This is a genomic window from Tenacibaculum halocynthiae (assembly GCF_964512825.1).
GTDB lineage: Bacteria > Bacteroidota > Bacteroidia > Flavobacteriales > Flavobacteriaceae > Polaribacter > Polaribacter halocynthiae.
Map to the genome: position 1 here is coordinate 38,892 of NZ_CAZELG010000002.1, position 19,859 is coordinate 58,750.

The following is a 19,859-nucleotide window of genomic DNA, read 5'->3' on the forward strand; positions in this document are numbered from 1 at the left end:
TAAATTCAGTAATAAGTGTATTTTATTGAATTTTGTACAAATATAATTAAATAATTTAAACATGAATATTGGTATTATAGGACTTGGGACAGTAACACAAGGATTCATTGAAATTTTACAAGAAAAGAATATTTGGTTACAAGAAAAGTATGAACAAAAGATCAAAATAGTAGTTGTAAAAGATATTCAGAAAGGGAATATGTACAACCCTAATGGAATAGACTTAAATAAGTTATTAGAGAAATTAAATAACAAAGAACTTATAACTGATGCTAGTATATCTGAAGATACTGATGTAAGCTCTGTAGAAGAAGTTGATTTAATTGTAGAGGCAACATATAGTGATTATACTACTGGAGATCCTGCTTATACTTTTATAAAAAAAGCTCTTTCAAGGGGTAAACATGTAGTAACAACTAATAAAGGTCCAATAGCACTACATTTTAACGAATTAAATAAACTAGCTAAAGAAAGTAATGTATTTCTTCAATATGAAGGAACTGTATTAAGTGGAACACCTACATTTTCTTTAATAGAAGAATGTTTAGCGGGTGATGAAATACTTAAAATTAGGGGTATACTTAATGGCACGAGTAATTATATTCTTTCAAAAATGTCAGAAGGAGATTCTTTTGATAGTGCCTTACGTACAGTGCAAGATAAAGGATATGCTGAGGCTGATCCAACCAATGATGTAAAAGGATATGACGCAAGAGGAAAGATTGCAATTCTGTCGCATAAAGTTTTTGGTGTTGATTTAGGACTAGATTCAATTTTGACAAAAGGAATTGACTCTATTTCTATAGAAGAGGTAAATGCTGCAAAAAAAGCTGGTAAAAATATTCGCTTGGTTGGAAGTTTAGAAAAAAAAGGAGATTTTTTAGAAGGAAAAGTAGCACCAGAACCATTATCAACAACTGACGCATTATCTAATATTGATGGAGTAACAAACGCTATTGAAATTACCACTAAATATTTGGGGAAATTAATGATAACTGGTCCAGGTGCAGGTAAGTTAGAAACAGGATACTCAGTGTTTTCAGATGTGTTATCAATTTTAAAAAAAGAGAAATTATGATAATAGATTTATTAGATAAAAAAGTGAATACAAAAGGAATGCTTATTGGAGAGAGTTGGGTTGATACTCCTATGCAATTACCAGTTTTTAACCCTTTTTCAGGAAATCATGTGTATTCTATTTCTTGTGCAGAAGAAGAGCATGTATATAAAGCATTAGAATCTGCTGAAAAAGGAAAAATAATTTCGAAAAATTTATCTCCTCTTGACAGAAGTGAGATCATTAACAAAGTAGTTAATCTTTTAAAAGAAAGAAAAGAGGAGTTTACTAAGGTTATTGTAAACGAAGGAGTAAAAACAAAACGAGAAGCAGGTAAAGAAGTAGATCGATGTATTAATACACTTACACTTTGTGGAGAGGAAGCAAAAAGAGTAATAGGAGAAACTGTTCCATTTGCGGCTTTTGAAGGAGGATCTTCAAAAAAAGGACACTATGTATATGATCCTATTGGTATTATTACTGCAATTACGCCTTTTAATGACCCGTTAAATTTAGTGGCTCATAAACTAGGACCAGCTATAGCTGCTGGTAATGCGGTTATATTAAAGCCATCGGATTTCACTCCAATTTCAGGAATAAAATTAGGAGAGTTATTTCTAGAGGCTGGTTTACCTTATCATATTCTTAATATTATAACTGGACCTATAGATAATTTCGGAGATATTCTTGTTACAGATTCAAGAATAGATATGGTAAGTTTTACAGGAGGTTCTAAATCAGGTGAAGTTATAGCAAAAGCAGCTGGAGTTAAGAAAATAGGAATGGAGTTAGGTTCTAGTTCTCCAGTAATTGTTATGAATGATGTAGATGTAGAAGCCGTTGCAAAAAATTGTATAGGAGGCATGGTTTGGGCAGCTGGTCAAAATTGTGTAGGAGTAAAGCGAATGTATGTGCATGATACTATTTACGATTCTTTTAAAGAAAAAATCATAAATCTTTCTAAAGCTGTCAAATTAGGAAACCCAGAAGATGATAGTACTGATATGGGGCCTATAATTAATCAAGAAGCTATTAGTGAAATTGAAAGGTCAATTGAAAATTTAGTAAAAGGAGGATATAAAGTGTTATGTGGAGGTAAACGAGTTGGAAACGGGATAGAGCCAACTATTATTGAAGGAGACTTTGATAATAAGTTAAACGGAAAAGAAGAAATTTTCGGTCCAGTAGCAACAATTTCAAGAGTGAATTCATTGGAAGAAGGGATTACAGCAAGTAATGATTCTCCTTACGGATTACATGCAGGAATTTTTACAAATAATATAGAGCATGCCTTTAAAGCTAGTAATGAATTACAGTGTGGAGGGGTAATGATTAATGATTCTTCAGATTATCGTATTGACATGATGCCTTTTGGAGGTGTAAAAAAGAGTGGGATTGGACGCGAAGGTGTTAGATCTGCAATACGAGAAATGAGTTCAACTAAAATAATTTGCTTCAATCTTAAATAATTACAAAAATGAGTACTTTAAACAACACAAAGGTTTTATCACCAAAAAGAAATTCTACAACTTGCTCTAGTATCGAAGAGTTAGCAATTGAGCAGTTAGCATATTTTCAAATTAATCCTAATAGCGCTTATGGAGAGACATTAAAAAAAGCAGCTATAGATATTTACACCGCACAATCTGATATATCAAAACTTCAGGAGATTACAAATGACACTGTAGGCAAATTAGATGCAAGTGAAAAAGTAGCGTATTTTAATGCAAAGCGCTTTATGTCTTTTCAAATAGCTAAAGTTTTGGAAACTTTGCAAGGACCATTGAAACAAACATACCAGTCATTAGAGCAATCGGATGCTACTTTAAATGCAAAAGGCCCAATGCCTTTATTTAATAATATTGCAGCTTTGTTTTCAGCAACTCCAGTAATTGCTAGAACATCTACTTATGATTATTCATGTACAGAGTGGATAGATGATGCTTTTAATGGTAAAGAATCTATTCATCATATTTATTCAAGATCACTAAATCCAACATCAATGGCTTTAGGTACGCATATGGTTCATTTAGAAGCAGGTAAATATGCAAATGAATATACTGCTTGGAATTTTAATAGTGGTATGGCAGCAATAGATGCGTTATTATCTAATGTATTGAGTTATCAAGATATTCTAATTGTATCTAGAAATATTTATGGAGGAGCTTATCAATTGATAGAAGATTTTTTTGCAAAAAAGAACAAAATGGATATTCAGGTTGTTTGGTTTGATGGATATACATTAGAAGATTTTAAACCAGTAATGGATAATGCAAAAGAAACATATAAAGATGAAATAAAAAATGGAAAAAAAATACATGTATATATAGAGTCACCATGTAATCCACATGGTTATATGTTAGATGTTCCTGCAATATGTAAATACTCAAAACAAAATGGTTCTATGGTGATGTTAGATGGAACTGTGGCAACTCCGTTTTTAATTAAACCTTTACAAGAAGAAGATGAAGAATGTCGACCAGATTTCTTATTTCATAGTTACACAAAAGATATTACTGGCTCAGGTAATGCAATTGCGGGTGGAATAATTGGAAAAAACAGTTTAATGTTTGTGCCAAAAGGAGAAAAAGTAGATGGAATAAATTGGGATGAGTCGCTCTTTTGGAATGTATATTATATTAAAGGTGCTTTTTTAAATGCTGATGCTGCTTTTGAAATTTTATCTGGAATGAAAACGTTGAATTTAAGGATGACTCAAAAATGTGTAAATACATTAGTGCTTGCTAAATTCTTCAACTCAAATCCAGAAATGTCAGTAATATGTAATGCCATTGAAAATAATGAGAATAATGCCATTATGAAAAAAGTTAGTAAGTATAAGTTAGCAGCTCCATTGTTTACTATTGATTTTGAAAAAGCTGGAGTAAGTGACTCAGCATTTAAAAAATTCTTCGACACTTTAGCACCTGCATTTGGTTTTCAAGTGAGTTTAGGTCAAATTAATACAACATTATTATGTCCAGCATTTACTTCGCATTCAGAACTAGATCAAGATGCATTATTGAAAGCAGGAATTTATAAGACTACGATGAGAATATCTGTAGGAAATGAAAACCCAAAGGAATTAATTAAACACTTTATTCAGTCAATTAAATTAATGATTGATCCTGAAAAACCTGGATTTTCTGATGCGTTTATGCCTATAAATGATATAGATAAATTATATGAAGAAACATATATAGAAGTTCAAAAACAATTAATAGAAAACGGTTATTTAAACTAGAAAAACAAATAAATATAATGATGATTAACGGATTAAATTTAGAAGCGTTAGGAACTTACAAAGCAACAGTTGAGAAAAATGCTACAAATGGGATGTATAATGGAGGTATTAAAGCAACATGGATGGGAGGTACTAAAGTAGGTGTTACCACCAATGATCTTACTTTAGGAAATGATACTATTTCTCACGATTTTTCATTTACTATTGATGAACCTGAACAATTATTAGGAGCACATTCAGCTCCGACACCACAAGATTATATGTTGGGTGGGCTTTCAGGATGTATGATGGTTACTTTTGTAGCAATGTGTTCACTTAAAGGAATAGAATTAGAATCAGTAAGTTTAGAGATAAAATCTGGGCTAGACCTTCAAGGTTTTTTGGGTGTTAATGAAACTTCTCCTGTTGGTTTTGATACTATTGAATATGCATTTACTGTAAAAGGAAATGGGAATGAAATTCAATATAAAGAAGCAGCAGATGAGGTTATAAAGTTCTCACCTAATTATGCTACAATGGCTAATAAAGTAAAAATGATTGCAAGTTTGAATATTTTATAAGTTTTACAGTTGTTTGATTATGAATACTTATTATTCATAATTAAAAAGAGGCTATCATGAATGATAGCCTCTTGGTGTTTAAAAAGTATAAAGGGTTAATTCTTTAATTTAAATACTTTGATTAAAATTGTTTCTAGTAAGCACCATTTAGTAAATGCTGATTGAATTAGATTTAGACCAATAAATACTGTAAACCAAATCCAATTATGATTTATATATACTGTTAGTACAATACTTAATAAAATAAATGTGCCTACTATTGTTCTGAAATATTTATTTAACATTGTTATTACTTTTAAGGTTGCGGAATTTGTTATTTATGATTTTTCTTCTCTATCATATAGTATACTAATGGTACAACTAATAAAGTAAGTACTGTTGAAACAATAGTACCTCCCATTAATGATATAGCTAATCCTTGAAAAATAGGATCAAAGAGAATTACAAAAGCTCCAATTACAACGGTTCCAGCTGTTAATAAAATAGGAGTTGTACGAACGGCTCCTGCTTCAATAGCTGCTTGTTTTAAAGGAATGCCATCTGCTAATCTTAAATTGATAAAGTCAATCAGTAAAACAGAATTCCGAACCATAATACCAGCTAAAGCAATCATTCCTATAAACGAAGTAGCTGTAAAAAAAGCTCCCATCATCCAATGGCCTAAAATAATTCCTATTAAAGACAAAGGTATTGCTACCATCATAACGATTGGTGCTTTAAAGTTTTGAAACCAACCAACAATTAAAATGTAAATTAATAGAATAGCTCCAAGGAAAGCAATTCCTAAATCTCTAAAAACTTCTAATGTAATTTGCCATTCACCATCCCATTTTACAGTATAATCATCTTCATAATCTGGCTGCCCGAGATACATTTCATTTAATTTATAACCTTCAGGAATTTTTATTTGTTTTAATTTTTCCTCCATACCTAAAATTGCATAAGCAGGACTTTCTAGTTTTCCTGCCATGTCAGCCATGACATAAACAACACGTTTTTGATTTTTTCGGAAAATACTTTTTTCACTTGTGGTTTGTTGGATATCTACTAAATCACCAATAGGAATCATATTTCCCTGTTGAGATGTAACTTTAAGTTGAGAGATATCACTAATAGTAGATTTTTCACTTTCATCTAAAGCTAGTATTATACCAATTTGATTTGATGCATTTTCATCGTATAAATTTGTAATAGGACGATTTGACAAAGCCATGTTCATTATATATGCTATCTGTTGAGGTGTAACACCATAAAGCATCGCTTTTTCTTTATTGATTTTAAATTGATATTCTATTTGATCACTTTCAACCATCCAGTCAATATCTACAACATCATCCGTGTTTTTTAAAATGTTTTGAATGCTATTTGCAATTTTAATTTGCTCCTTGTAGTCTGGGCCATAAACTTCAGCAACAATTGTTGATAAAACAGGAGGTCCTGGTGGAACTTCAACCAGTTTTACATTAGCATTATATTTTGAAGCTATTTTTTGAATATCAGAACGCATTGATTTTGCAATGCCATGACTTTGTATATTACGTTGACCTTTGTCAATTAGATTAACTTGAATATCAGCCATATTGCTTCCACCTCGTAAATCATAATGACGAACTAAACCATTAAAAGTTATTGGAGCTGATGTTCCAATATAATTTTGATAATTTAATACTTCAGGTCGGGTAGATAAATACTGTGAAATTTCTTGTGCTACAACTCCAGTTCTTTCAAGAGTTGTACCTTCAGGCATATCAATAATTACTTGAAACTCATTTTTATTATCAAAGGGTAGCATTTTAACAGCTACAGATTTAGTGAAAAATAAAAACATAGTGCCTATTAGTACTAAAAAAGTACCTCCTAAAAATAACCAACGTTTTACTTTATTTTCTAATAAAGGTCTTTCAAGTTTATCATAAATTTTATAAATAAATGTTTCTTCTACTGTTTTTTCAGGTTTTGATTTAACTCCTTTATTTTCTTTTTCTCTTAAAAAAATACAACCTAAATATGGTGTAATTGTTAAAGCAACAAAGAGTGATAAAATCATTGCTATTGAAGCTCCAATTGGCATTGGTGCCATATAAGGCCCCATTAATCCAGAAACAAAAGCCATTGGCAATACTGATGCTATTACTGTAAAAGTGGCCAAAATAGTTGGGTTACCAACCTCGTTTATAGCATATAGTGCAGCTTCTTTAAAAGCTAGGCGTTTCATTTTAAAATGCCTGTGCATGTTTTCAGCTATAATAATAGAGTCATCAACTACAATACCAGTTACAAATACTAATGCAAATAGTGTAATTCTATTTAAAGTATAATCTAACATGTAGTAACTTAACAACGTTAAGGCAAACGTAATAGGAACAGATAAAAAAACAACCAAACCACCACGCCATCCCATGGCAAGCATAACTACTAATGTTACAGCAATAATAGAACCAATAAGATGGAGTAGAAGTTCAGAGACTTTGTGTGAAGCTGTTTCTCCATAATTTCTACTAATTTCTACATGCACATCATCAGGGATAAGAGTTTTTCTTAAATGAGAAACTTTATCAATAATGACTTCAGCAATTTTCATGGCATCAGCACCTTTTCGTTTTGCTACTGAAATGGTAACCGCAGGGTATTCAGATTTATAGTTGTTTTTTTTAGGACTAGCTTGTCCAAAACCTAATGAAACATAATTTTTAGGTATTTCTGGACCATCAATAATTGTAGCAATTTGTTTTAAATAAATAGGTTGATTTTGTTGTACTCCAACGACTAAATTTTCAACATCTGATACTGATTCTAAAAACCTACCTGTATTTACTAAGAATTCTGTATCACCTTTAGAGAAACTTCCTGAACTTAATTGAGAGTTGTTTTTTTTAATCATTTCAGAAACAGTTAAAAAATCTAGTCCACTAGAAGCAAGTTTATCTTTGTCTAAAACTACTCGTAATTGCCTGTCTCTTCCTCCAATTTTATGAGTGATTGCAACATCGTTTACTTTTTTAATTTCACTATCTAATTCTTGAGCTATTTGACTTAATTGGTAGTCATCATAATTTTCACTCCATAAAGTTAACCCTAACATGGGTACGTCATCAATAGCTCTAGTTTTAACAAGGGGCATGGTAACACCTTTAGGCATTTTATCCATGTGCTTATTAATTTCGTTATAGAGTTTTACAAAAGAACGTTCAATATCTTCACCTACATAAAATTGAACAATAACCATTCCTTGTTCTTTCATTGAAGTTGAGTATACGTACTCAACTCCTTTAATATTTGAAATTAATTTTTCTAATGGTTTTATTACTCTTGATTCAATTTCTTTGGGGCTAGCTCCTGGGTATCCAACAAAAATATCTGCTATAGGTACATCTATTTGAGGTTCTTCTTCACGAGGAATTAAAAAAGAACTGTAAACTCCAATAACCATAAACACGATCATTAGAAGTACAGTTAGCTTAGAATCTATAAAGACTTTCGCTATTTTTCCTGCTAATCCTTCTTTCATAATTTCGATTTTTATAATTATTTAATTAAAACACTTACGCCATTATATAATTTGCCTTCTGAAGAAATTATATAAGACTCGTTAGCTGATAAACCTGATAATACCTCAATGTTTTCTCCAAAAGTTCTTCCTAATCGTAACCAACGTAATATTGCTGTTTTACTTTGACTTACTGTATAGATACCCGACAATTGACCACGAGTGATAATTGCTTTTTTAGGGATTAAAATAATGTCAGACGTTGTTGTTTTTTTAGTTATAGGGAATTGAACAGCTGTGTACATTCCAGATAAAACATTTGTGTTAGTCTTATTTAGTCTTATCTTGACTATATATTGACCTCCTGTATTTTTTGCAGAATGACTTATTTCTGTTACTTTTCCTTTAATAGTTTTATTGATTGACTTTATAAGAACATTGACCTCAATGTTTTTTTGAATTTTTGAAATTTCATTTTCAGGAATCATTGTTATAACTTCAAATATATCGTGATTTTCTATAGATATTAAAGGTTTTCCTGGAGTTGCCATATCTCCAGGCTTTATATTCTTTGCTGTTATCACACCATTAAAGGGAGCTGTTAAATTTGTGTATTTAAATTGAGAGCTCACTTCATTTTTCATTTGATTAGCAGATTCTAAACGAGCCTTAGCCATTTTAAAACGTGCTGTCATATCATCCATTTCTTTTTGTGAGGCACTATTTTTAGTGAGTAAATTTTTGAAACGAGTATAGTCTTTTTTAGCATTGTTAAAAGCAACCTTAGCTTCAGTAATACCTGCATTTACTTGAGCATTTTTTGCTTGTAAATCAGCATTGTTTATTGAGATTAATAATTGTCCCTTTTTTACTTTGTCACCTATATTAACATGAGTTTTGTTTACAAACCCCATTATGCGTGTGCTTAAATCAGCATTGTTTACTGCTTGTATTTTACCACTTGTTGTTATAAAAAGACTATTATTGTTAGTAATAACTTTACTTACTTTTACAGCAGTTTTCGGATTGTTATTTATGTGTGTTTTTGTCTCCTTTTTACCACAACTAAAAAGTAATAAGAATATCGAAATAAGTGTGATTTTATAAATGATTTTCATTTGTGTAATTATTCTTTTGTTAAAAAAATTAAATATGCTTTGGTATAGTTATATTGATATACTGTTTGATAGTACAGTAATTGTTTTTGAGCATACTGAGTTTCTGCTATTAGTAAATCTGAGGTTTTTTCTAACCCTTCTTTAAAACGGTTTTTTCGAATTCGTAATGCTTCTGAAGATTGCTTTAACGCTAGTTTTGTTAAATTTAATTGTTTTTCAGTATATGCTAGAATGCGTTTAGTTTTGTTTAGTTCTAATTCACTTTTAGCTTTATACTGATGGTATTCAAGTTTTGATTTTTCATAAGCAGCTTTACTTCCTTGAATTTTTCCATAGCGTTCAGCACCTTTAAAAATATTCCAACTTAATTGAGCACCTATTAAATAGCCATTACTATTAGCACTAAAAATTTTATTGTCATATAATTCATAACTACCAAAAGCGTTTAATGTAGGTAGAAAACTCATTTTATTTGCAGTGTGCATTTTTTTATAAGTTTCTGAAGTTAATTGCATTGCTTTTAAATCTGAGCGGTTATCAGATAGCGTTTTATTTGATAATGTGTTAAAAGGTTTTACTTCTAAGCTATCAGCAGGTTGATAAATATTGTTTTGTGTTTCACTGACTAAAAAGGATAAGTGGTTAGAAATGTTCTCTATGGTATTATTAGCAGTATATAATTGATTTTTGACCTCCGTAACTTGTACTTCTATAGCTAAAATATCTGCACGTTGTAAATAACCTTGCTCAAGACTATTTTCAGCCACTTGTAAGTTTGCTTTTGCCGCTTCTAATGATTTTTCTAAAACATATACATTTTTATATGACAATTGTAATTGCATGTATAATTTTTCAGCTTCAAACAATAAAAAATCTTTAGTACGTTGAATTTGTAAACTAGTTGCCACCATTTTGGTTTTTGCAGCTTTACGTTTATAAAGTCCATCAATATTTAATATCGGTTGTTGAATTTCTATTTTTGTAGCAAAATTTTGAGTGCGTTTAGGATTGTTTAACAAAAGAGGATTGAAATCTGCTTGAATTAAAATTCCTTGATTTAATTTGCTTCCGAATGCCATCAAAGGATTAGTCGTAATAAAACCAGTATGAGAAGCGGTTATGTTAGGTAAAAAAATAGCACTTGTTTGTTTATAGTTTGCTTGAGCTTGCAAATAATTTTGTTTACTTATTTTAAGAGAAGAATTGTTTTCTGTAACTTTATTAAGGACTTCTTTTTTAGAGATAAGTACATTATTTTGAGCACTAATAGTATTGGAAAGAAAAAAACTAACTATTAAAAAGTTGAAAAGCTTTATTTTCATATTTACACATTTTGTTGCAGGCAAATTTACTTCTGAAAAAAAAGGTAATCAGTAACCAATGTTACAGTTTTAATATAAAAGCATCTTTTTCATTAAAAAAAGATGCTTTTACAGGGGAGGGACTAAACGTAATAATAGAATCCGAGGTTAAATTATAAATATCTGATTTTCCGATTATTATATTATAAATTTAGTATTTTTTATTGGTTTTTAATGTAACATTTGTTACATAACGGATATAAAAAGCCATTTAATTAGAAATGGCTTTAAGTCTATTTAGTTTTTTTTAGTTTAAACTTACTAAATTCTTCTTTTGAAACGTTTCCTTTTTTGATATCTAAGATTTCATTATAATTAAGCATCATAAATTCAAAAAAATCAGCTTCTTTATTTGAAAGCCCCTCATACATTTTTTTACTCTTAGCTTTTTTGCTAGTTCTATAATAATCAGTACTATCGTACCAATAAGTACCTTGACCTATGTATCCCCAAAAACGAACAAGTAGTTTATATACTTTATCCCAGCCTAAAAAACCTTTAGTATTAGCATAATAGCCCGTGTAATACCCTAATTTAGCAGCTGCTTGCCTTTCGGTAGAAGAACCATGAGAAACTCCGTTACCAATAGCTGCAAAGTTTTTAAAAGAGTTTGAGGCTTCTTGCCAAGAAATATTCTGACCAACATTACTAGCTAACCAGTAACCAGCAAAGAAATCTGCTCCTATTTCTTGATTTTTCCCTGAAGCCCAGTACCAATTATTGTTATATTGTAAGATATGACCAAATTCGTGAGCAATAATAGATTTTGCTGCATAAGCATCATAGTTTAATAGCATGCTATTCCACCAAGTTTCTCCAATAAAAACACGATCTGGGTTTGAGTAAGCTAACATATTATTAGTATTTGTTCCTCTCCAATTATATACTGTTGGGTTCACACCAAAAAACCATTTTAAATTTGGTACTGCCCATTCTATGTAACTTTGGCCACTTGCCATTTTATATGTTTTGTATGCGCCATAATACCCAGTATTAAATGGAGTAGCTGCAGCAGTTCCTAATAGGTTTTCATCTTTTAGGTGTTCTATTGAAATTAGATTTTGATTTTCAATATTAGAAGGGTTTGCGTTATCATAATCTTGACAAGAATAAATTGCCAATATTATTGTTGCAAACGCAATTGAAGATTTAATTACGTTTTTTTTCATTACGATTAATATTTATTGTTAATACTATCAAATAATAGAATTCATTTTATTTGTGTTTTTTCGTTGATCAATCGAACTGTTATCTTGTGTTTTTCAAATGGTTGAAATTAAGGTTGATAACATGGTAAATCTATGTAAAAAGAGAAATAAATATTTAATGAAGTTTCTTTTTTATTAGAAAAATGAAAAAAATTCTTTTTTGCAGGAGTGATTGTAAATATTATTGAATAATATTTTGTTTTAAATTGATATTCAGGGGTGTATGTCGTTTAGAGCCTAAGGGTTATTTAAATAAAGAATGATTTATAATATATAAATCAAGTGTTTAAAGTTCTAAAACTTTTATTTGATTACGCTGTAGTTCTATTTTTGATTGTTTTTCTAAAGATTTTAAAAGTCTTGATATAACAACTCTTGATGTGTGAAGATCATTAGCAATTTGTTGATGAGTTACACTTATTATATCGTTATGATTTACTAAGGCTTTGTCTCGTAAATACTTCAGTAAACGTTGATCCATGTTTAAAAAAGCAATAGTGTCAACTGCTTCTATAAATTCTTGTAATCTATTATGGTAACTTTGTAAAATATATTCTTGCCAACTTTTATATTTACTTAACCATTCTGACATTTTTTGCTTAGGAATCATTAATAAAGCAACATCAGTTTCAGAGACAGCTCTTATTTTACTTTTTGTTTGCCCCATGCAACATGATAATGTAGTTGCACAAGTGTCTCCTCTTTCTAAATAATATAAAACGAGTTCATCGCCATTTTCATCTTCTCTTAAAATTTTAATAGCTCCACTTAGTAATAAAGGGATCGAAACAATATAACTTTCAGTTTCAATAATGGTAACATCAGCTTTAAATTCCTTTAAAATGGCTACATCATTTATTTCTTCTAATAAAGCTTCTTCAAATAAATAACCGTAATTGTTTTTTAATTCTTCTATCAAAACTTGTTGGCTTTTTTGTAAAAATACTACTTTTTAAAATAAAAAGCATTTAATAAGTTACGAATATATAATTATTGTTTTACTGATAAAAATCAGTTTTTCTATCGAGATATTTTCTGAAATTTGATATAGAAATAGAAATAATAAAACCATATTTAAGATGAAAAAAAGAACACCAGTACAAACAATAATGACTAAAAATGTTATCACACTAAATTTATCAGATGACTTAATGATGGCTGAAAAACTATTTAAAGAAAATGATATACGACATATCCCTGTTGTAAGTGGTAAGAGTATAGTAGGGATGTTAAGTTATACTGATTTATTGAGAATTAGCTTTGCTGATGCTATTGATGAAGATGAAAGTGATGTAGATACTGTAGTATATAATATGTTTACAATAGAACAGGTTATGGCAAAGAATTTAGTAACAGTGAGTCCTTCAAATACAATAAAGGAGGTGGCAGAAATTTTATCTAAAAAAGAGTTTCATGCATTACCAGTAATTGAAGAAGGTGAATTAAAAGGTATAGTTACTACTACAGATTTAATTTACTATTTATTAGAACAATATAACTAATAAAAAAGGCGGTAAAAAATTAATTTTTTACCGCCTTTTTTATATCAATTAAAAATTTAATTAACAATTGTTTTTAAATTTTCAATAGTTTCTATAGGAGTTTCACTTTTAAATACAAAACTACCAGCAACAAGAACATCTGCACCAACTTCAACTAATTTATTGGCATTTTGATCAGTTACCCCTCCATCAATTTCAATTAAAGTTGAAGCGTTGTTAAATTCAATAAGGTTTTTTAGTTGCTGTACCTTTTTATAGGTGTTTTCAATAAATGACTGCCCACCAAACCCAGGATTAACACTCATAATACAAACTAAATCTAAATCATGAATTATATCTTCTAAAACTGCTATAGGCGTGTGTGGGTTTAAAGCAACTCCAGCTTTCATACCAGCAGCTTTTATTGCTTGTATAGTTCTGTGTAAATGTGTACACGCTTCATAATGTACTGTTAGTATATTTGCTCCTAAATCAGCAAAAGTTTCAATATATCTATCAGGGTCTACAATCATTAAATGTACATCAACTGTTTTTTTAGCATGTTGTACTATTGATTTTAGCACAGGCATTCCAAAAGAAATATTCGGAACGAAAACTCCGTCCATAATATCTATGTGAAACCAGTCAGCTTTACTATCGTTAACCATTTCTATATCACGCTGTAAATTTCCAAAGTCAGCGGCTAAAACTGAAGGAGCAATAAGTTTTTCCATTAAATGTATTTGTTTGTTGTGTTGTGATGCAAATATAGTTAAAACTAATAAGGGCAATAACTAAAAAAGAAAACTCTTGATGATTCAAGAGTTTTCTTTTTATTAATCCAAAAACGAATAGTTATAATAACTATTTGCTATTGTATGTGTTATTATCCTAAGTAAGTCATTAAGATTTTACTACGAGATGTATGCTTTAATCTTCTAATTGCTTTTTCTTTAATTTGACGAACACGCTCACGAGTTAAATCGAAAGTTTCACCAATTTCTTCTAATGTCATTGGTTGGTGTTCACCTAAACCGAAATACAATTTAACAACATCAGCTTCACGAGGAGTTAAAGTTTCTAAAGCACGGTTAATTTCAATACGTAATGATTCATGTAATAATGTTCTATCTGGGTTAGGAGATTCACCAGAATTTAATACATCATATAAATTAGAATCTTCACCTTCAATTAAAGGAGCATCCATTGATACATGACGACCAGAATTTTTCATTGATTCTTTAACGTCATTAACTGTCATGTCTAATTTCTTAGCAATTTCTTCAGCACTTGGAGGGCGCTCATTTTCTTGCTCTAAGAAAGCATACATTTTATTGATTTTGTTAATGGAACCAATTTTATTTAAAGGTAAACGAACAATACGAGATTGCTCAGCTAGTGCTTGTAAGATAGATTGACGAATCCACCAAACTGCATATGAGATAAATTTAAATCCTCTAGTCTCATCAAAACGCTTTGCCGCTTTAATTAAACCTAAATTCCCTTCATTAATTAAATCAGGAAGAGTTAAACCTTGATTTTGATATTGTTTAGCTACAGATACCACAAAACGTAAGTTTGCTTTTGTTAGCTTTTCTAAAGCTCTTTGATCTCCAGCTTTTATACGTTGAGCTAATTCTACTTCTTCATCAGCAGTAATTAAATCTACTTTTCCTATTTCTTGTAAATATTTATCTAATGAGGCAGTTTCTCTATTGGTAACCTGCTTTGTAATCTTAAGTTGTCTCATGTAAAAAAAACTATTTTTTTATAATTATCAATCACTCTACATATACTTATACGTAGCATTATTAAAAAATGTTACAAAAGTTATTATTTTTTTTAAATTTAATTCCATAACCGTTAAAGAATTGTTAATTTTGATTGAGTTAAAAATAAGAAAGTGACTTGTTAAAAAAGAATGTGTCTTATTTTACTACAAGTCTAAACAAACAATAATCAAACTTAGCCTTTGAAAAGTATTGATGTTACAAAATTAAGTGACGAAGAGCTGGTTAAAAAAATAGTAGAGAAAAATGATACTCATTTATTCGCTATTTTATATGACCGATATGCTGGCGTTGTGTATAATAAATGCTATGGTTTCTCTAAAAGTAAAGAGGAAGCACAGGATTTAACGCACGATCTTTTTATTCGTTTATTTGTAAAATTGCGTACTTTTAAAGGGAAATCTAAATTTTCTACTTGGTTATATTCATTTACATATAATTTTTGCGTGAATTATGTTCAAAGGAACAGCGCAAAGAAAAAAGAAAAAGTTACAGTAGTAACTGACCAAATTAAAGAGGAAGATAGTGGGTTTGATGAGATTGATGATACCACATTATTTGAGTTAAAGTCAGAAAAGTTGGCTAAAGTACTCGAAATGATACCACCTTCTGAAAAAATGATTTTATTAATGAAATATCAAGATGATATGAGTATTAAAGAAATATCAGGAGTGTTAGAATTAGGCGAAAGCGCTGTTAAAATGCGTTTGAAGCGAGCTAAAGAGAAAGTCGTAAAAACGTATAATGAGTTGTAATTATTATGGATAATCCATTTAAGAAAATATTACATAACGAAGAATTGCCAGAGGTGCTTAAGGAAAAAGTACTTAATGATGTGGCAATGATTAAGCTTTCTATAGATGTAGCTGATTTATTTGTGGTAAAATACCCTAACGTTGTAGCTGACTTATTAAACGGTGGTGGAACTCAAGAAAAAACTGATAATAAAGAAACTGAATAACTGTTATAATTAAACTAATACTACTATGATTTTTTTACAAATGAATATTCTCAATCCTTTTAAAAAAATATTGAATGACCTAAATGATTCTATACCTACCGTTTTAGGGTTCATTAGTTTTATAATAATAGCTTGGCTATTTATAAAAGTGTTTTTGTATATCGTACGAAAAGCTTTAGCAAAAACTAAAATAGATGAATGGTCTAAAAAATTAAGTAAAACTGAAATTTTTGGAAACTCTACAATAAATATTGTTTTAACTAAAATAATTTTAGGAGTACTTAAATGGTTTTTAATCTTAATTTTTGTAATGGCAGGGTCAAGTATTTTTGGCATTGTAGCAGTTTCTGAAGGAATTAAAAGTTTCTTTGCTTACTTACCAAAATTATTAACAGCACTTGGAATTTTTGTAGCAGGAGCATATTTAGGAACTATGGTGAAAAAGGCCATTCAGTCAATGTTTAAATCGCTTGAAATTTCAGGAGGTAATTTAGTAGGTAACATTGCTTTTTATTTAATCGTAGTATTCTTGTCTATAACAGCTCTAGATCAGGCAGGTGTTGATACTTCAGTAATAAAAAGTAATTTAACATTGGTTATTGGTTCTGTGTTATTAGCGTTTACAATAGCTTTCGGACTAGGAGCAAAGGATGTGGTAACAAGATTGTTGTTTGGCTATTATTCTAGAAAAAATATAGGTATTGGTCAAAGAGTAATTGTTGGTGATGTAGAAGGAGTAGTTACTGCAATTGATAACATTTGTATGACTATTAATACTTCAAATGGTAATGTTGTATTACCAATTAAAGATGTGGTTAACAGTAAAATAGTTTTTGTGAAGTGATGAGATGTTAAAAAATATCCATATATTTGTACAGTATAAACTATTGTTATAGATAATATTAATGATAGATTTCGGGGGACTTCTATCTAATAGTAAAGTAAAAACTTTACGCTATAAAGACTATCAAATTTGATAGTCTTTATTTTTTTTGAAAAAATATGTGACCTTTTTAATTATAAAGGTGTCTTATTATATAATTGATAGATTTCGGGGGACTTCTATCTAATAAGGTTAAAAGAGAAGAATTTTCTTTTAAAAAAAATGGCTTCCAGTTTTGGAAGCCATTTGTTTTTTATTGTAATGCGAGTTATTCGAAAGATAAATGTAAAAAGATACCTCTAGTACCAAGAAAGTCAATTGGGTCTGTCCATTGACTAGGAGATGTATTGTCGTATTTAATTTCATTATTTATAGCAAATACACCACGTATAGAAGGAGAGAATTTAAAGTAATTTAAATATAAGTCAACTCCTATTCCTATTTCATACATGAAGTTTCCTGTAGTAGTTCTAAACTTTCCTGCAAAATTATCATCATCACTACTTTCATTACTTGAAAAGTTATAATCAAAGGATAAACCACCTAGTACATATGGTCTAATATTATTAAGTCTATTTGTGCTTAGCTTTAAAATTACTGGTAAATGAAGAAATGTTGCTCCAACTTCTCTTGTTTTTATATTTTCGTTTGTGCCACCAATGTGATTAAAAACTAAAGTTTTTGTATTTGACATTAATCCTGGTTCAAAACGAAGATTGATATTATTATGTAATCTTAAATCTGCTATTAAACCAACGTTAAAACCAACAGATGAGCTAACTTCTATGTTTGGGGAACTTATAGCGCTTGGCTTATAAGAAACCTTATAACTGTTGTTGTTTAGACCTAAATAAAAACCATAATGAAATAATGGTTTGTCAAAACTAGGGAGGTTTAGTATTTTTTCTGCCTGACTAAAAGCTGTTAATGATGTTGTTAATAGTAAAACGAATAATAAAATATTTTTAAACATATTATTTTAAAGCTGTATAAATTGATGCAACCCCAAAAGTTACAGGTAAATTCTTTGCATTCTTAAACCCATTTTTTTGTAAAATATTGTTGAAAGCTTCTCCAAAAGGAAAAGAATTTGCACTTTCAGATAAATAAGAGTAAGCAACTTTGTCTTTAGAGAAAAGTTTACCAATTACTGGTAATATAAAGTTAGTGTAAAACTTATAACCTTGTTTAAACGGGAATTTAGTTGGATTTGAAGTTTCTAAAACAACAAATTTTCCTCCTGGTTTTAAAACACGAAGTATTTCTTTTAAGCCTTTGTCTAAGTTTTCAAAGTTACGAACACCGAAAGAAACTGTTATAGCATCAAAAGTATTATCATCAAATGGAATGTTTTCACTATCACCAACTACCATTTTTATTTTATCAGATAAGCTAACTTTCTCTATTTTTTGTTTTCCTACATTTAACATTCCTTGAGAAATATCTAGTCCAACAATTCTTTCAGGATTTAATTTTGCCATCATTATAGCAAGGTCACCAGTTCCAGTAGCAATGTCTAGTATTTGTTTAGGGTTGTTTTCTCCAATTAATTTAACAACTTTTTTTCTCCAACTAACATCAATACCTAAGGAAATAACACGATTTAAACCGTCATAATCCTCAGAAATATTATCAAACATTTGAGCTACTTGCTCTTTTTTTCCTAATTCGGAATCTTTATATGGTTTTACTTGTTCTGACATAAAAAGTTGATGATTTTAAGTGTAAAATTATCCGTTAATAGCAATTACTTCATTAATTTGATTAGGTAACATTTCTTTTAGCATGGTTTCAATTCCATTTTTCAATGTTACGGTAGATGATGGGCAACCACTACATGCTCCTTGTAAAATAACACTTACTCTTTTTGAGTTTTCGTCATACGATTGAAAGGCAATATTACCTCCATCAGAAGCTACTGCTGGTTTTATATATTCGTCTAATATATCAACAATTTTTGCTTCAGTGTCGGATAAGTTTTCTTTAGGAACTTCAACATTTTGTTTAGTTTGTTGTTTAGGAAGTTCAGAAATTATTTTTTTACCTTCTTGAAGATATCCACGAATAAAAGTACGAACTTCTTGATATACCTCATTCCATTCTACCATGTCATATTTAGTAATAGAAATATAGTTTTCTGAAATAAATACTTCATTCACAAAAGGAAAATTAAACAAGGCTTGTGCTAAAGGAGAAGATTTACTAGCTTCATCAATGTTTTTAAACTCAACATCAGTTTGTGTTAACGCTTTATTAGTTCCAAATTTCATTACTGCTGGATTTGGAGTTACTTCAGCATAAACTTCAGTAGCGTCTTTTTTAGTTGTTTCTTCTTTAACTATAGGGTTTCCTTGTTGAATATAGTTTTGAATCTGTTCTTTAACTTCTTCTTCAACATCACTCCATTGAACAATATCAAATTTTTGAACTGCGATAAAATTAGCAGTAATAAAAACTTTTTTTACGAAAGGAAGGTAAAAAAGTTGTTGAGCTAGCGGTGAGTTTTTAGCCTCGTCTATATTGTTAAATTCATAACTTCCACCATTAATTAAAATTGTGTTACTCACAAATTTAATAATAGTTTCATTATTAGTTTCTTGTATGTTAATTTTTATTGAATCCATGTCATAATAAATGAAATGCAAAATTACGGTAAAAAACTGATATATATATACAGAAAAGGTCTTGTAATACTACAAGACCTTTTCT

General features: G+C 29.7%; 19 protein-coding genes. 8 read left to right on the plus strand and 11 right to left on the minus strand.

From position 1 onward, the window contains the following. The first annotated feature begins 61 nt into the window (after positions 1 to 61). The 4 genes from ACKTTQ_RS00195 to ACKTTQ_RS00210 are packed head-to-tail and all read left to right on the plus strand — an operon-like array spanning position 62 to position 4,861. The gene (locus ACKTTQ_RS00195) at positions 62 to 1,078 is read left to right on the plus strand and encodes a homoserine dehydrogenase (protein ID WP_408048114.1); all 1,017 of its coding nucleotides are present in this window, start codon (positions 62 to 64) and stop codon (positions 1,076 to 1,078) included. Continuing rightward, positions 1,075 to 2,526 carry an aldehyde dehydrogenase family protein gene (locus tag ACKTTQ_RS00200; protein WP_408048115.1) on the plus strand — a complete coding sequence of 484 codons (1,452 nt, stop codon included), beginning with the start codon at positions 1,075 to 1,077 and terminating at the stop codon, positions 2,524 to 2,526. Before ACKTTQ_RS00195 ends, ACKTTQ_RS00200 begins: the two co-directional genes overlap by 4 nt. Before the next feature lie 8 nt (positions 2,527 to 2,534). Further along, on the plus strand, positions 2,535 to 4,301 hold the full coding sequence (locus ACKTTQ_RS00205) for a PLP-dependent transferase (RefSeq protein ID WP_093868650.1): 1,767 nt from the start codon (positions 2,535 to 2,537) through the stop codon (positions 4,299 to 4,301). Between the two features lie 17 nt (positions 4,302 to 4,318). Further along, on the plus strand, positions 4,319 to 4,861 hold the full coding sequence (locus ACKTTQ_RS00210; RefSeq protein ID WP_408048116.1) for an OsmC family protein: 543 nt from the start codon (positions 4,319 to 4,321) through the stop codon (positions 4,859 to 4,861). Between the two features lie 95 nt (positions 4,862 to 4,956). Here ACKTTQ_RS00210 and ACKTTQ_RS00215 read toward each other — a convergent pair whose 3' ends face one another. The 6 genes from ACKTTQ_RS00215 to ACKTTQ_RS00240 form a co-directional block, all read right to left on the minus strand. Next, entirely contained in the window at positions 4,957 to 5,145 is a 189-nt protein-coding gene (locus tag ACKTTQ_RS00215; protein ID WP_408048117.1) for a YgaP family membrane protein, read from the minus strand. Between the two features lie 29 nt (positions 5,146 to 5,174). Then, on the minus strand, positions 5,175 to 8,369 hold the full coding sequence (locus tag ACKTTQ_RS00220) for an efflux RND transporter permease subunit (RefSeq protein WP_408048118.1): 3,195 nt from the start codon (positions 8,367 to 8,369) through the stop codon (positions 5,175 to 5,177). 17 nt (positions 8,370 to 8,386) lie between these two features. Next, entirely contained in the window at positions 8,387 to 9,466 is a 1,080-nt protein-coding gene (locus ACKTTQ_RS00225) for an efflux RND transporter periplasmic adaptor subunit (RefSeq protein ID WP_408048119.1), read from the minus strand. Between the two features lie 8 nt (positions 9,467 to 9,474). After that, complete coding sequence (locus ACKTTQ_RS00230) at positions 9,475 to 10,788, minus strand: TolC family protein (RefSeq protein ID WP_093868655.1); 1,314 nt, start codon at positions 10,786 to 10,788, stop codon at positions 9,475 to 9,477. A gap of 272 nt (positions 10,789 to 11,060) precedes the next feature. Next, on the minus strand, positions 11,061 to 11,996 hold the full coding sequence (locus ACKTTQ_RS00235; RefSeq protein ID WP_093868656.1) for an ImmA/IrrE family metallo-endopeptidase: 936 nt from the start codon (positions 11,994 to 11,996) through the stop codon (positions 11,061 to 11,063). A 325-nt stretch (positions 11,997 to 12,321) separates the two neighbouring features. Beyond that, positions 12,322 to 12,954, minus strand: coding sequence for a Crp/Fnr family transcriptional regulator (locus tag ACKTTQ_RS00240; RefSeq protein WP_093868657.1), 633 nt, complete (start codon positions 12,952 to 12,954; stop codon positions 12,322 to 12,324). A 160-nt stretch (positions 12,955 to 13,114) separates the two neighbouring features. Between ACKTTQ_RS00240 and ACKTTQ_RS00245 the strand changes: the two genes are divergently transcribed. Then, positions 13,115 to 13,537 carry a CBS domain-containing protein gene (locus ACKTTQ_RS00245; protein ID WP_093868658.1) on the plus strand — a complete coding sequence of 141 codons (423 nt, stop codon included), beginning with the start codon at positions 13,115 to 13,117 and terminating at the stop codon, positions 13,535 to 13,537. Between the two features lie 56 nt (positions 13,538 to 13,593). On the opposite strand, the gene rpe is transcribed toward ACKTTQ_RS00245, so the two are convergent. Together rpe and ACKTTQ_RS00255 are read right to left on the minus strand one after the other, a co-directional pair. Beyond that, entirely contained in the window at positions 13,594 to 14,250 is a 657-nt protein-coding gene (gene rpe, locus ACKTTQ_RS00250; RefSeq protein WP_093868659.1) for a ribulose-phosphate 3-epimerase, read from the minus strand. 152 nt (positions 14,251 to 14,402) lie between these two features. Then, positions 14,403 to 15,266 carry a sigma-70 family RNA polymerase sigma factor gene (locus tag ACKTTQ_RS00255; RefSeq protein ID WP_093868660.1) on the minus strand — a complete coding sequence of 288 codons (864 nt, stop codon included), beginning with the start codon at positions 15,264 to 15,266 and terminating at the stop codon, positions 14,403 to 14,405. Between the two features lie 222 nt (positions 15,267 to 15,488). Here ACKTTQ_RS00255 and ACKTTQ_RS00260 point away from each other — a divergent pair, with 222 nt between their 5' ends. From ACKTTQ_RS00260 to ACKTTQ_RS00270, 3 genes are read left to right on the plus strand one after another with little or no spacing between them, the layout of a single operon-like run. After that, complete coding sequence (locus ACKTTQ_RS00260; protein WP_093868661.1) at positions 15,489 to 16,061, plus strand: RNA polymerase sigma factor; 573 nt, start codon at positions 15,489 to 15,491, stop codon at positions 16,059 to 16,061. 5 nt (positions 16,062 to 16,066) lie between these two features. Next, a complete protein-coding gene (locus tag ACKTTQ_RS00265; RefSeq protein WP_093868662.1) occupies positions 16,067 to 16,267 on the plus strand; it encodes a hypothetical protein in 201 nt (66 codons plus the stop codon). A 25-nt stretch (positions 16,268 to 16,292) separates the two neighbouring features. Continuing rightward, positions 16,293 to 17,111: a mechanosensitive ion channel family protein gene (locus tag ACKTTQ_RS00270; protein ID WP_093868663.1), complete on the plus strand. Its 819-nt coding sequence runs from the start codon at positions 16,293 to 16,295 to the stop codon at positions 17,109 to 17,111. 307 nt (positions 17,112 to 17,418) lie between these two features. On the opposite strand, the gene porT is transcribed toward ACKTTQ_RS00270, so the two are convergent. The 3 genes from porT to ACKTTQ_RS00285 are packed head-to-tail and all read right to left on the minus strand — an operon-like array spanning position 17,419 to position 19,774. Continuing rightward, a complete protein-coding gene (porT, locus tag ACKTTQ_RS00275; protein WP_093868664.1) occupies positions 17,419 to 18,123 on the minus strand; it encodes a type IX secretion/gliding motility protein PorT/SprT in 705 nt (234 codons plus the stop codon). 1 nt (position 18,124) lies between these two features. Further along, complete coding sequence (ubiE, locus tag ACKTTQ_RS00280) at positions 18,125 to 18,853, minus strand: bifunctional demethylmenaquinone methyltransferase/2-methoxy-6-polyprenyl-1,4-benzoquinol methylase UbiE (protein ID WP_093868665.1); 729 nt, start codon at positions 18,851 to 18,853, stop codon at positions 18,125 to 18,127. Positions 18,854 to 18,880: 27 nt separating this feature from the next. Further along, positions 18,881 to 19,774, minus strand: coding sequence for a NifU family protein (locus ACKTTQ_RS00285; RefSeq protein WP_113786960.1), 894 nt, complete (start codon positions 19,772 to 19,774; stop codon positions 18,881 to 18,883). Positions 19,775 to 19,859 lie beyond the last annotated feature (85 nt).